Origin of the sequence: Vagococcus lutrae (genome assembly GCF_003987555.1) — a bacterium.
In the GTDB taxonomy this organism is placed as follows: Bacteria; Bacillota; Bacilli; order Lactobacillales; family Vagococcaceae; genus Vagococcus_A; species Vagococcus_A lutrae.
In genome coordinates, this window is sequence record NZ_NGJW01000007.1 from 89,843 (window position 1) to 104,736 (window position 14,894).

Annotated in this window: 11 protein-coding genes; 1 reads left to right on the forward strand and 10 read right to left on the reverse strand. The window is 37.6% G+C overall.

Going from position 1 to position 14,894, the window contains the following annotated elements; genetic code table 11:
• Window positions 1-40: 40 nt before the first annotated feature.
• The 9 genes from CBF33_RS09670 to CBF33_RS06425 all read right to left on the reverse strand — a co-directional run bounded on the left by CBF33_RS09670 (window position 41) and on the right by CBF33_RS06425 (window position 11,593).
• Window positions 41-1,555: a peptidoglycan DD-metalloendopeptidase family protein gene (locus CBF33_RS09670; protein ID WP_126762625.1), complete on the reverse strand. Its 1,515-nt coding sequence runs from the start codon at window positions 1,553-1,555 to the stop codon at window positions 41-43.
• Window positions 1,556-1,830: 275 nt separating this feature from the next.
• A complete protein-coding gene (locus CBF33_RS06390) occupies window positions 1,831-2,094 on the reverse strand; it encodes a type B 50S ribosomal protein L31 (protein WP_023606007.1) in 264 nt (87 codons plus the stop codon).
• 98 nt (window positions 2,095-2,192) lie between these two features.
• Window positions 2,193-3,467, reverse strand: a complete 1,275-nt coding sequence (rho, locus tag CBF33_RS06395; RefSeq protein ID WP_126762627.1) for a transcription termination factor Rho — start codon at window positions 3,465-3,467, stop codon at window positions 2,193-2,195.
• Between the two features lie 23 nt (window positions 3,468-3,490).
• A complete protein-coding gene (locus tag CBF33_RS06400) occupies window positions 3,491-4,753 on the reverse strand; it encodes a UDP-N-acetylglucosamine 1-carboxyvinyltransferase (RefSeq protein WP_023606005.1) in 1,263 nt (420 codons plus the stop codon).
• A 135-nt stretch (window positions 4,754-4,888) separates the two neighbouring features.
• Window positions 4,889-6,229: a DUF1958 domain-containing protein gene (locus CBF33_RS06405; protein WP_126762630.1), complete on the reverse strand. Its 1,341-nt coding sequence runs from the start codon at window positions 6,227-6,229 to the stop codon at window positions 4,889-4,891.
• A 110-nt stretch (window positions 6,230-6,339) separates the two neighbouring features.
• Window positions 6,340-7,206 carry a VOC family protein gene (locus CBF33_RS06410; protein ID WP_126762631.1) on the reverse strand — a complete coding sequence of 289 codons (867 nt, stop codon included), beginning with the start codon at window positions 7,204-7,206 and terminating at the stop codon, window positions 6,340-6,342.
• A gap of 142 nt (window positions 7,207-7,348) precedes the next feature.
• Window positions 7,349-9,205, reverse strand: coding sequence for an ABC transporter ATP-binding protein (locus CBF33_RS06415; RefSeq protein WP_126762632.1), 1,857 nt, complete (start codon window positions 9,203-9,205; stop codon window positions 7,349-7,351).
• The gene (locus CBF33_RS06420) at window positions 9,205-10,923 is read right to left on the reverse strand and encodes an ABC transporter ATP-binding protein (protein ID WP_126762634.1); all 1,719 of its coding nucleotides are present in this window, start codon (window positions 10,921-10,923) and stop codon (window positions 9,205-9,207) included. The genes CBF33_RS06415 and CBF33_RS06420 overlap by 1 nt, the downstream gene beginning before the upstream one ends.
• A 1-nt stretch (window position 10,924) precedes the next feature.
• A complete protein-coding gene (locus CBF33_RS06425) occupies window positions 10,925-11,593 on the reverse strand; it encodes a TetR/AcrR family transcriptional regulator (protein WP_126762636.1) in 669 nt (222 codons plus the stop codon).
• Between the two features lie 162 nt (window positions 11,594-11,755).
• On the opposite strand from CBF33_RS06425, the gene brnQ reads away from it, so the two are divergent.
• Window positions 11,756-13,090 carry a branched-chain amino acid transport system II carrier protein gene (gene brnQ / locus CBF33_RS06430; protein WP_126762638.1) on the forward strand — a complete coding sequence of 445 codons (1,335 nt, stop codon included), beginning with the start codon at window positions 11,756-11,758 and terminating at the stop codon, window positions 13,088-13,090.
• Between the two features lie 260 nt (window positions 13,091-13,350).
• On the opposite strand, the gene CBF33_RS06435 is transcribed toward brnQ, so the two are convergent.
• Window positions 13,351-14,868: a protein kinase domain-containing protein gene (locus tag CBF33_RS06435; RefSeq protein ID WP_126762640.1), complete on the reverse strand. Its 1,518-nt coding sequence runs from the start codon at window positions 14,866-14,868 to the stop codon at window positions 13,351-13,353.
• Window positions 14,869-14,894: the final 26 nt, after the last annotated feature.

Below are 14,894 nucleotides of genomic sequence, written 5' to 3' on the forward strand. Positions count from 1 at the left end.
AAACATCCTAAACAAAATCGTTTAGGATGTCCATATTTGCTTATTTTTCAATAATTAAGTTTGGATTCATATGACCCTTGTACAAGCCTTCTTTACCATTTAACAATTCAAAGTGAAGGTGACTACCTGTACTACGTCCCGTTGATCCAACTGTTCCAATCATTTGACCTCTTGAAACAGTGTCACCTTTTTTAACAGATAACTTATCCATATGGGCATAACGTGTTAATAATCCCGTTGGATGCTGGATAATGACAGAATTCCCATAACTATCTCCCATATCTGCTGCTTGAATGACAATCCCATTTCTCGCTGCTAAGACACGTGTTCCAGTTGGCATTGGTAAATCTAAGCCTGTATGGAAATCAGCATGCCCGGTAAATGGATCTAAACGCCACTCATATCCTGAGACAGTCGTTGCTTTTTCTTCTAGTGGGTAACCCCAGTCTTTGTCGTCAATTTCAATATCTTCAACAATTTTTAACACTTCTTTATCCGTTAAATCCATATCGTCAAAACGATCCAATTCATACGCTTCAATTAAGCCATTTAATTTTTTCGCATAAGACGTATCCGTTGCGTAACGGCCTGTTAAGAAAGCTGTCACATCTTCATATGTGTTGTCTTTTGTACGCCATGCTCCTTTATAAAAATCTGTCTTTAATAATTTCGCATAGTCTTCTAAAGAGTCATGATAATTTTCATACTTTCTAAAGACACTTGTAATCGTGTAAAGATTACCACGCCCATCATCTTCATGTGTTAAGAAAGAGACACCTTTTCCTTCATGTGTTCCTTTAATACCAAATAAGTTAAAGTTACCTGGTGCAGCTAAATCGCTATTTCCACTCGCACTTTCTAAAATTGCCTGTGCTAACATAACTGATGTAAACAACTCATATTCTTTAGCTAATTGATAACTTGGCAAAGTAATCTCTTTTAGGAACTCATGCGTATCACGATTTGGCGTGACTTTGACACTGCCTTCTTCCACTAACAAATCTTGGCTCAGACCTGGTAATGGCGTGACAACTTGATTGCCCTGTGGATAAGCCGGTGCCACTGGCGTCACTTGTGGAAGAGCTGGCGCTTGCGGCTGTGATGGAGCTGTCGGCTGAGAAGGAACACTTGGTTTTTCTTCTGGTTTAGCCGGTTGAGAAGGTTTTTCTTCCGGCTTTGACGGCTTTTCAGGCTTCTCTTCCGGTTGAGAAGGTTGCTCTGGTTTTTCTTCTGGTTTTGTTTCAGGTGTTTCTTCCGGTACTTCTGGTTTCTCTTCTGGTTGAGACGGTTTCTCTTCTGGTTGAGAAGGTTGTTCTTCTGGTTGTACAGGCTCAACTGGAACAGTCGGCTCGACAGGAACTTCTGTCACTTCACCTGATGCTTCAGTTTCTGTGCTTTCTGCCGACGTTTCCTCTGTCGTCTGAGCTGCCTCTGTCGTCGGATGAGCCGCTTCATCTTTTTCATTCGCTAAAACAATAATCGGACTCACATTGGCACTTAATAATGTCGTACTTAGAAACAACATGCTCAACTTTCTTTTAAAATTATAGTTCATATATATTAACTCCTTTGTCATTCAAACATTCTAACCAACTTTTCTGTACATATAACGATCTAATTATACTACACAAATTATAATAATTCTAGTATTAAAATAAGATTATATAGAGTCGTCATTAATTCGTGAAAATACCGGCATTTTTAAGTGTTTTCGTCTAAGAAAGCACTTAAGTTTGTGAAATGATCCTCTTAACTTACTCTTTAAAAAAAGAGCTCCCTTGTTAGGAAGCTCTTAAACGATTGCCAAAGCAATGTCTTTGAATTCTAAAATTATTTTGCAGCGTTTTCGTCTGCCAAACCGTATTTCTTGTTGAAACGGTCCACGCGTCCGTCTGCTTGAGTGAATTTTTGACGTCCTGTATAGAACGGATGTGAATCAGAACTGATTTCCACACGTACTAATGGGTATGTGTTACCGTCTTCCCACTCAACAGTTTCATCAGAGTGTTTTGTTGAACCTGATAAAAATTTAAAGCCTGTTGTTGTATCCATAAACACAACTGGATGGTATTCTGGATGAATTCCTTGTTTCATGATTTTCTCTCCTTTGCCCTGAATCATTTGCTGAAACAGAGTTTCTTCTTAAGTTTTTATAACAGAACTATGATAGCACGTTTCACTATAAAAGACAACTACCTTTTGTTCGATAAAGAAACGTCTTTCAATGCTAAGCACAATTCTTCATTATTTTTCGTTTGACGCATCATTTCTAACAATTGTTCCGTGTAACCTAAAGAGTCACCTTTCATCAAGCGACGAATCTTCCAAGTTTCTTCGAGTTGCTCCTTGCTGACGAGCAGCTCTTCTTTTCTCGTACTCGAACGTTTAATATCTATCGCAGGGAATACGCGACGTTCCGCTAGCTCACGCGATAAATGTAGTTCCATGTTACCTGTCCCTTTAAACTCTTCATAAATAACGTCATCCATACGACTGCCTGTATCAATCAACGCCGTAGATAAAATCGTTAAGCTACCGCCTTCTTCGATATTACGTGCGGCGCCAAAGAATTTTTTAGGACGATAAAAAGCCGCAGGATCAATCCCTCCACTTAACGTTCGACCACTTGGCGGAATTACCAAGTTGTAGGCACGAGCCAACCGTGTAATATTATCCATTAAGATGACCACATCGCGCTTATCTTCCACTAGACGCATCGCCCGTTCTAATACGAGCTCTGAGACACGCGTATGATTTTGTGGCTGTAAATCAAACGTCGAAGAAACGACATCTGCTTTAACGCTACGTTCTATATCGGTTACTTCTTCTGGACGCTCATCTAGTAATAAAACGATAAGCTCGACATCAGGATGATTTTCCGTAATGCCATTGGCAATTTCTTTGATTAAACTTGTTTTCCCCGCTTTAGGTGGTGCTACAATTAATCCACGCTGACCGAAGCCAATCGGTGAAAACATATCAATCATTCGACTACCTAAACGGCCACGTGTCGTTTCTAACACAAGCTGATGATCAGGATATATCGCTGTTAACGCTGGAAAATGCGGGCGTTCTTTCGCTTCTTCTGGATTTTTTCCATTGACTGTTTCAACGTGCATTAAGCCATAATAGCGTTCACTTTCTTTTGGCGGACGCGCTTTTCCACCAACTTTATCCCCATTTCGTAAACCGAAACGACGGATTTGGGAAGATGAAATATAGATATCTTCTTGACTTGGGCTATAGTTAATCGGACGTAAAAATCCATACCCATCTTGAGAAACAATATCTAGCACGCCTTCCATCATGAAGAAGCCTTGTTTTTCAGCTTGTGCCCGAATTACCGCAAGCGACAATTCCTTTTTATTCATTTGACTGTAATACGGGATTTTAAACTGACGCGCGTACTCGTAAATTTCTTTTAACGTGCTGTTATCCAGTTCTCCCATTGTTAGGTAATCTTTCATAAGTATCCTTTCTGATTTTAAATCTAGTTTTCGTCATCCATTCGTATATCAGCACCAAGAGCTGTCAACTTATCGACAATCGAATCATACCCTCTTAAAATATGTTCAACATTCGTAACTGTTGTCGTTCCTTCTGCCATTAAGCCAGCAATGACTAGACAGGCACCTGCTCGTAAATCCGTTGCCGCTACTTCTGCTCCTTTTAAAACAGACTGTCCGTCAGAAATAATCATGTTCCCTTCAACATGACAACGTCCTCCCATTCGTGCTAGCTCCGGTATGTGATTCACTCGTTGTTGATAAATCGTATCTTCAATAACACTTTCTCCTTCTGCTTTTAACAACAGTGGGGTAATAGGTTGTTGCAAATCAGTCGCAAAACCAGGATACGGATAGGTTTTAATATTGACTGGTTTTAACTTATCCACTGGATGAACGAAGATGCTATCTTCACGAACATCCATATTAACGCCCATTTCTTCTAACTTTGATAAAAAGCTCTCTAAATGCTCATGAATGACATTCGTCACATGAACACCGTCGCCCACTGCCGCAGCAAGAGCTAAGTAAGTGCCCGCTTCTATGCGGTCAGGTATCATCGCATGACGACACCCAGAAAGTTTTTCTACCCCTTCAATACGGATTTCATTTGTGCCAGCACCTTTGATATTAGCTCCCATATTATTTAACAAGGTAGCTACGTCGATAATTTCAGGTTCCCTTGCTGCGTTTTCAATCACAGTCTTTCCTTTTGCTTTAACCGCTGCTAACATGACGTTAATCGTTGCACCGATCGAAACCATATCCATATAGATACGCGTTCCCTCGAGGTCACCATTTTCGGTACGCAAATACATGGCACCGTGTTCATTGCTAACCGTCGCACCTAATGCTTCAAAACCTTTAATATGTAAATCAATCGGGCGTGGGCCTAAATAACAACCACCAGGCAAGCCAACAACCGCTTCACCAAACTTACCCAGTAATGCCCCCATAAAATAATAAGAAGCCCGTAAACTATTAATCTTTCCACTAGGCATAGGCATGGATACCATACCACGTGGGTCTATGGTCATTTCATTGTTTTCAAACGTCACTTTTACGCCCATTAATTCTAATATCTCTTTTAATGCGTGGACATCATCAATATCAGGTACACCCTCTAAGACCACTGGAGAATCTGCCAAAATCGCTGCTGGGATTAAAGCCACCGCGCTATTTTTAGCTCCGTCTATTGCAACGTCTCCTTTTAACTTTTTACCACCATTTATAATAAATTTCGTCATCGATGTCATTCCTCTTATTTGCTCTATTTTTAATTGTACTTCTATTATAGCCAATCTTAATCATTTTACCATATTACCGCCTAGTTAAAAAGACTCGATAAAAAAAGAGTGGTTTCCCACTCTTCAACAAAACGCTTAATGACGGCGCCATTTTTTAACTAATGCGATTATCAATAAAATAATATGTAGGACTAATACAACAATAATAGAAAACAATCCTTTTAAGGTCAGCGGCAATTGTTGCCACTGATGCCAAAACGTCATCGTTTTTAGTGATGTGGTTGTCTTAGTCGTCGATTTTTTTAACGGATTAATCGTTTTAAGTTCTGCTTCTACGCCTCGTTCACCCACATCTTCTTTTAATGCAGCTAATTCACTTTGAACGCTCACGCGTTTATCCTCAGCTTGATACGTGAGAATTGGCTCACTGTCTTTAGGAACAACATCATAATAATCTTCTGCTAACAGATAGGTTTGACCGTCAATCTCCACCTCGCCTTTTTCGGCAAGCAAGCGATACTCGTATCGATCAAACGCATAGTCTAGTAATACATTTCCAAACGTATGGCGAATCATCTCACCATCTTGATTGCTCCAATCGCCTATTCCTAACAAAATTTCAACAAAGCGTGTTTCTCCACGCTTAGCAGTAGCAGACATATTAAAACCAGCGTTCCCGCTAGACCCAGTCTTAATCCCGTCAAAGCCCTCGTATTCATATATAGCTCCTGGCAAAGAGTGTAAATGCGATTCAAACGTTTCCTCATACGGCGTACCCGCTTTGACTGTTACCACTCTATTCTTACTGTGATCAAGTATAAAAGGATATTTCTTTAGCAAATGATACGTTAAAATCCCTAAATCACGCGCGGTAGACTCATTATCTCCTTCTGGGTCAGCACCTGGCACCATATTAACCCCTAGATATTTATTAGGCGCGCCCAATGGATTATAAAAGGTTGAATTTTCCATCCCCAATTGACTCGCCGTTTCATTCATCCATTGTACAAATAAAGCGCGGTCACCGTCAGACACGATATCCGATAATAATAATGTCGCGGCATTAGACGATGGGACGACAATCAAATCAAGGAGTTCTTGTATGGTATAAGTCGCACCCAATTGCATATTATTGTTACTGAGATTGTAATCTTGTGCCATATCGACATAAGGCTGCGTAATCGTGATGGTTTGATTCAATCCTTCTTCCCCAAGTTTTTCCAAAGCAACAAAAATCGTCATCAACTTAGAAACGCTTGCCGTCTTCCATTTTAAATCTGCTTGATTTTCCCAAACAACACGTCCTGTTTCTAGTTCATATACGAGACTGGCTTTAGGTTGGTCACTTTCATTTACCTCGTATGGTGACTCATTCATTAACTCCATCAACGAAACAGCTTGCATAGATGACGCACCTCCAAGCATCATCCATACTACCAATATTCCTCTTAAAACTATCTGATTTACTCTTTTCATCTACCTTCTCCTTTTTGTGATGTCTTTCATATTGTAGGTAATATTTCAAAAAAAAGAAAGAGTAAAAATAAAAAGCTTCTGTCATGATGCTCATAACAGAAGCTTTTTCATTATTTTTTGACACGTTTTACATGAAACCACAAATGAATCCCATTAGGATCGTCTAACTGTAAGACTTGCTTACCTTTATCATAGTAGTAGTCATGACCACGATGGCATAGATGCGCTTTTAACGCTTCTAATTCTTCAACACTTTGCATGTTAAATACGATATAATCTAAACCAAGATTTTCATCACTTTGTGTTTCTTCGTCGATTTTATACCAATTACTCATACAGACATCATAGTAGTCTTTATCGGTCGACAAATATTTAATACTATCGAATGGTACTTCTTGAGAGCTAAAACCTAAAACATCTTGATAAAACGCCATACTTTGTTCTAAGTCATGGACATTTAAATGAACGTGACCAACACGTGCTAAAGCGGTCAATCCACGTAAAGGTTCTTTCGTCTCAGCTAGTAGTGACGCTTTATCTAACGGTTTTATTTGTTTCATAGTTGGTGTCGTATTCACAGTCGGCTTATCCCAATAAATTTTAATGACATTGTATTCTGGGTCTTCTAAAAAGATTTCTTCAGCATAACCAACATCGACTAACTCGATAACAGGATAGTCATGTGCGAGTAATTGTTGATAGATTTTACTTAGCTTGACGCGAGATGGTACAACTAACCCTAAGTGATGTAAACCGTTGTGTGTATACGGGCTTGGAATACCGTCTTCTTTCTCCATTAAGACGAGCAAACGTTCTTTCGTCTCTTTGATTCCTAAAAATGCCATCCCATTTTCTTCACTTAAAATATCAAATTTCAAAATATCATGATAAAACGCTAATTGTTTTTCTAAATTTTCTACTTTTAACGCCACAAAGCCTACTGCTGTATCTGGCGCTATACGAAATTTGTCCGTCATTCTCCATTTCCCTCACTTTTCTTTTCACATACCCTGTTTATCATCCTACCATGATTTTTTAAAAAAGGGTATTGATATGATAAGCAAAGCAAAAAAACTTTCAGAAAATGTCAAATCATGACATTTCCTGAAAGCTCTACTCTTAAGCCACCTCTTCAGAGAATTGACTATTGTATAAATCAGCATAAAAACCATCTTTAGCCATTAATTCATCATGGTTACCTGTTTCCACAATCTCACCTTGATTCATAACGATAATTGTATCGGCATCTCGAATCGTAGATAAACGATGGGCTACAACGAAGCTCGTACGGTCTTTTAACAAACGACTCATCGCTTCTTGAATGAGTAACTCTGTTCGCGTATCAACACTAGACGTCGCCTCATCAAGGATTAATATCTCAGGATTGGCTAAGAAAGCACGCGCAATCGTAATTAATTGACGTTGTCCTTGTGAGATATTACTTGCCTCTTCATTTAAAACCGTATCATAGCCGTGCGGTAAGCGACGTATAAACTCATCAGCGTAAGCTGCTTTAGCCGCTGCATAGACTTCTTCTTCTGTCGCTGACTCATTTCCATAATGGATGTTATCATAAATCGTCCCAGTAAAGAGCCACGTATCTTGTAACACCATTGAAAAACGAGAACGTAATGATTCACGAGAAATATCTCGAATATCCGTTCCTTCTAACTTAATACTACCACCACTGACATCGTAAAAACGTTCGAGTAAATTAATAATCGTCGTTTTACCGGCACCAGTTGGTCCAACAATCGCTGTCATATCACCTTCTTTAACCGCTAAGTTAAAGTCTGTCATTAGTAACTCTTTTTGGTCGTAGCCAAATTGAACATGGTCAAACATCACTTTCGCATTAGTTTCAATAGGTTCAATTCCTGAAGGCTCATCTGACATTTCTTGTTCATCCAACACTTCAAAGACACGTTCTGCTGAAGCAATCGTTGATTGAATAGTATTCATCAAATTCGTAATTTGTGTAATAGGTTGTGAGAACTGACTCGTATATTGTAAGAATGCTTGAACGTCACCAAGTGGCATTTGTCCATTAGCTACCTTCACGCCCCCTAATACCGCAACAAATACATAGCCTAAGTTTTTAATAAAGTTCATCAACGGCATAATCATAGATGAAATAAACTGCGCTTTCCAACCTACTTCATATAACGTTTTGTTTTGTTCTTCAAACACATCTATCGCACGGTCTTCATAGTTAAAACTTTTCACTACCGTATGACCACCGTAAGTTTCTTCTACTTGGTCATTCAGTAAACCTAAGCTTTTTTGTTGTGTAGTAAAGAAACGTTGAGATTTTGGCGCGACAATCATCACGACAATCAAACTTAATGGAACCGTGATAAACGCGACAAGTGTCAGTTGCCAACTGATAGAAAGCATCATAATTAAAATCCCAATAAACGTTACAATACTGGTTACTAATTGCGTTAGACTTTGTTGTAACGTGGCAGCGATATTATCCATATCATTAATCGCACGCGATAAAATATCACCATTTGAATGAGTGTCATAATAATTAATCGGCACAACATTCATCTTATTTTTCAAGTCTTTTCGAAGTTGATAAACCGTTCGCTGTGAAACACGCGTCATAATAATCTGTTGAATCATCCCTAAAACAGCAGCAATCACATATAGTAAAATAACTGTCATTAAAATGCGCTTAATCGCATCAAAATCAATCGGAAACTTGTCGATTTGCTGTCCAGCTTTCATCTGCATGAACCCTTTTTTCAAACCTTCGAAAATCTCTGTCGTTGCCCGACCTAAAATTTTCGGCGTCCGAATTTGAAATACCGTCGCCACAATAGCTAAAACAAAAACTAACCCAATCGCATAAGCTTTTGTTGACATATATCTTAAAAGACGGGCTGTCGTGCCCCAGAAGTTTTTCGCTTTTTCTTTCTTTCCTCCATGGCCATGACCACCTGGACGTCCTGGTCCGCGTTGTGCGCTCATTAAATTTCCTCCTCTCGTAGTTGAGAACTCATGATTTCTTGATAAGTTTCAGAGGTTGCTTTCAACTGTTCGTGTGTTCCTTGATCTACAATCACACCATCATCAATCACTAAAATTTCATCGGCATCGACAACAGAACTAATTCGCTGTGCCACAATGACGATAACCGCATCCGTGATTTCTTCTGATAACGCTGCACGTAAATTCTTATCTGTTTTAAAATCCAATGCTGAAAAAGAATCATCAAAAACATAGACGCTCGCTTTTTTTACCAAAGCTCGTGCTATACACAAACGCTGACGCTGTCCACCAGAGAAATTATCTCCGTTTTGCTCGACTCTACTATCCAAGCCGTCTTCCAATCCTTCAACAAAAGATTTCGCTTGCGCAATTTCAAGTGCTTTCCAGATTTCTTCATCCGTCGCATTCTTATTCCCATATTGCATGTTTTCTCGAATCGTCCCGATGAATAATTTCGCTTGTTGCGTCACAAATCCAACATGCTCGCGCACATCTGCTTGTTTCGCTTTTGCTACATCAACCCCATTAATTTTAATACTTCCTGACTCAACATCATAAAAACGTGGGATTAAATTCACTAACGTCGATTTACCAGAACCCGTTCCGCCAATAATCGCTAACGTTTGACCGGCTTTCATAGAAAAATTCACATCTTGCAACGCTAATTTTTCAGCCCCTTGATAACGATAATCGACATGCTCAAACGATAAACTAGCTGGACTAGTTGGAATCACTTCAGTCTGAGTGTCATCTTGAATATTTTCTTCCATATCCAACACTTCATTAATACGTTTTGCCGATGCTTGAGCTCTTGGAATAAAGACAAACATCATACTCATCATCATAAAACTCATAAGAATTTGCATAGCATACGTCATAAAGGCAATTAAATTCCCCACTTCTAGTGTTCCTTCTGAAATATAATGCCCACCAAACCAGATAATCGCCACATTCGTTCCACTCATGATTAACGTGACAATAGGAATCATAAATGCCACAATCGTATTAACTTTAATCGCTGTATTAACGTAATCTTGATTCGCTTCATCAAATCGATTGGCTTCATACTCCGCACGATTAAACGCCCGAATAACACGTACACCGGTTAAACCTTCACGAAAGACCAAATTCAGACGGTCTGTTTTCTTTTGTAATGATGTAAATAATGGAACCGCAAAATATAAAATCACTCCGATAAAGACAACCAAAATAGGCAAAACATAAAAGAAAATCTTCGTCAATTGAGGATCTTTTCGATAAGCCATTGTACTAGCCCCTATCAACATGATTGGCGCTGTAATCATCACCCGTAAAAATAATTGCGATACTAATTGAATCTGATTAACATCGTTAGTTGTTCGTGTAATTAAAGACGCTGTACCATGCTCATCAAACTGTTCATGAGAAGAGTACGTTACTTTACTATATAACTCTGAACGCAATGAACGACCAATTTTCTGTGATTCTCTTACCGCAAAAAACGTATTACCAATAGCGGCTATAATACTAATTACTGAAAAACCAATCATGACGAGACCTACCGACCAAATATAATCGATATCCCCTTTAGCTACCCCGTTATTAATAATATCTGATGTTAATGAGGGCAGTTTTAAATCACTTAATACTTGAACAAACATAAAGACGATTGCGCCAATAATTGACGTCATAGACATCTTCTTAATAATTTTTAACATCTTAGCACCTTCCTTCCTTTACTACACCATATTTTAACCAATGTATTTTCTGAGAAAACTCAGCTTGTGCTTCTACCATACATTGTTCAACAGGGATGTCTTCTTTTCGATAGGCATGCAGAATACTGGAAAAAAACATTTGCAACGCAAAACGTAATAGTTCATTCATCTCTTTATCCGACGATACGTTTAATACCTCGCTATCAATCAAAGAAAACACATCATAACGCTCACGATGATAGCGCCCTACTGGACACTTTCCAGTCTCATCATTATCTCGAATGATATGCTTGGAAACCTTTCGTGTAGCATAATCATCCATATTTAAAAAGAAATGACGATAAAAATCAGCATTTTCTCCCATCAAAATTGTTTCTAAAAACATTTTATGATAATCCGTTAACGTCTTAAACAAATCACCTTCATAGGCTTTTAGTAATGTGACAAAACTATTAAAACTATCTTCTCTTAAAAATTCAAAATAATAATAATAAAGATCACGCATATCTTCAAAATATTGATAAAAACTACCACGTGGAATATCAGCAAGCTTTATCAAACTCGAAACAGACGCCTCTTTTAAAGAGTGCTGTGAAAACTCAACATGCGCTGCTTCTAATATGCGTTCTTGCTTATCTCTAGGTAATCTAAAAAACGTTTCTTTTGGCATTCATTTGCCCCCTCTCTTGCTAAACAACTTTATGACACCTTGTCATTATATACGACAAGGTGTCATAATTCAATAAAAACAACTCAATTTTTAAAAATTTTTTCTGAAAATACTTACATTTACTATACAATCACGGTATGATATAAAAAAAGGAGGCTTTCTATGAAAAAGAACTTAACAATGAAACAATATCTAACAGTCGGTTCCTTACTATTCGGATTATTTTTTGGAGCCGGAAATCTAATTTTCCCTGTTTTAATGGGACAACTTGCTGGTAACCAAACACCTCTGGCAACCATTGGTTTTATCGTTACCGGTGTCGGTTTACCTTTTTTAGGGATTCTCGCGATTGGCTTTTCAGAAAGTCAAGGCATCTACGACCTCGCGTCGAAAGCAAGCAAAGGCTTCGGATTATTTTTCACTATCGCTCTCTACCTAACAATCGGACCATTCTTTGCCTTACCTCGAACGGCGACCGTCTCATTTGAAGTAGGCTTTGCTCCCTACTTAAATGCGCAACAACGCTCGCTATGGTTATTAGTCTTTTCTATTATTTTCTTTTTACTTGCATGGCGCTTGTCACTCAACCCAAGTAAAATGATGCTATGGATTGGAAAAATTTTAAATCCATTATTTTTATTATTTCTTAGTGCACTTATTTTAATTAGTTTTATTCGACCTATGGGAAATATACAAGACATCCCAGCTGATCCAAGCTATCAACAACCCTTTTTTACTGGCTTTATCGAAGGGTATAATACGATGGACGTCTTAGCAGCTCTTGCCTTTGGTATTATTATTGTTAAAGCCATTCAACAACTTGGAATTCACGAGCCTAAACAAATCGCTCTTGATACGCTTAAATCAGGTATTTTTACTGTTGTTTTAATGGCGGTTATTTACGGCAGCTTAACCTTTATCGGAGCAACTAGCCGTCATCAAATGGCTACAGCTCCTAATGGTGGCGTCGCACTTAATCAAATTGCCAACTACTATTTTGGCTCTTATGGCGTTATTTTACTCGCAACGATTATCACCTTAGCTTGCCTAAAAACAGCGATTGGATTGATTAGTGCTTGTAGCGAAACTTTTCATGAACTTTTCCCGAACATTAGCTATCGTCAATTCGTTCATCTTTTTAGCCTACTTGGTGGTTTAATTGCGAACGTTGGACTTAGCTCGATTATCTTAATCGCTACACCTGTACTTTCATTTTTATACCCACTCGCCATTAGCCTAATTTTCTTAGCTTTTGCCGACCCATTCTTCAAAAGCAAAAAAACAGTCTATCGTGTCACCATTTGGGTTGCCACTATCTTTGCCGTTATCGATGCTTTAAAAGTCATCACGACAAAAATTATGACCATTCCTGCGATGGTAACTTCTTTTGATAAACTAGACAGCATTTTACCACTTGCTTCAGTCGGTATGGCTTGGCTAATCCCAGTAGTCGTAACACTATGCGGAATGACATTGTGGGCAAGAAAAACAGCGTAGGGAGTAAAAGCTATAAAATATTGAGTAAATAAAATAAACCCTACTAAAATTAATATTGACTCTATAATTTAAGGGCTGATGAATAGAAAAATGATTCATCAGCCCTTTGTTAATTTTTTTAGTTTTAGGTATTAAAAAGCATACCGTTCTCCTATATGATTAATGTACCACAAAAAACAATCGGGAGGCGATATATACTTGTATGTTCATTAGATTTCATATCTTTTTTGTTAAAAATGGCAAGAAAAAACATTTTGGTACTATAATCTAAATAATACTTCTTCATGTTTTTTCTTTCTTAAATCTTTTATTAATTTTGCTACTGTCTCATTATCTGATATTCCTTGTTTCTGAAATGTATCTAATAAATGATCATTTTGCGATAGTATCGAACAATGATACATGGTACCTATGAAATAATATTTGTAGGTATTTAATCTATCACGTTCTTCTATTTCTAGTTCCCTAAATGGATATACTTCACCCTCAATTTCTATATATCCTGCATTCTGATGATAGCCATCTACTATATATTTATTATTAACTATTAGAGCACTAAAAACCTCTTCTCCGTCTATAAAAAAAGGTTCATTTTCTTCTGTTTCCAAAATAATTAAATCATCATAAACATTACCAATATACAGCCAGATTCCTTTGATTTTTATTTCTCTATAATCTAATAAAATCTTTTTATCTCCCAAATACTTCAGTTTACTAAATTCTGAATTTGCTATTCCAGTATTAAACCAGAGTTTACGTTTGAAGTTTTTCTTATTGATATTTTCAACTAACCTTTTTATATATTTTTCATCTTCAACAAACTGTATCCCTCTAGAGACCGAAGGGCAAGTAGCCCTAATAACATCATTAAACATAGACATGTCTTGAAATGGGTCAACTTCTCTTCGTTCCTCCTTGATTTGATCAATATGGTCAAAAATCTCATCAATACTCTGATACCTTTGTTCGTGGTTATTAGAGAGACATTTATCTAATACTTTCTCTATAAGTACAGCTTCCTCTGATTCAAAAACATCAGTAATCCTTTTTCTATTTGTTCCCCTATGAGTTTCTCCAAATACGTACCATTGGCATACCTGACCAAGTGCATATATATCCATTGATGGAGCTGGAACAGCACCTTTCTTTGCTTGTTCAGGAGCTGAGAATTCGTAATTTCCTAATCTCTCTTTTCTTTCCGTTTTTGCTTTTAGTGTGTATAAATCATCGTTATAGTTCGCAATCCCAAAATCAGCTAAAACAAAGTCAGTTTCTTGTGTCACCAAAATATTTTCAGGCTTAATATCTCTGTGAATTATTCCATTTCGGTGTATTTTTTCTAAAGTGTTAAGTAAAAAGTCAAATAATTTAATGAAAACCTTCTCGCTTATTTCTGGAGTACTCTCTCTTAGTTTTTTTAGGGATTTGTCATATCTTTTCATTATGATAGCCGGAACAATATTATCAGCATCTAGATGAATTTCTTCATAATTAATATAATTAACGATGTTAGTACGTTCTTCTATTAAATTAATGTTAAAATACTCTGCTTTAAAGCGTTCTAATTTACTGGATTGTGTATCTTCTACAAGAAATTTTATTGCAACCTCTTGATTATTTTGAATTCCAGCATAGACAAGACCATTACCGCCCTGACCTATTTGTTCTAAATTAGAAATTTCTCCTAACTTTGAAGTAACCGATTTGTTATTTCCCTTGATAAAACTACTTATTATTCTTGTGTTTTCTTTTGCCCCGACTTTCTCTACTCTAGCCATTGTTTCCCCCGCATTTCCAAAAATAT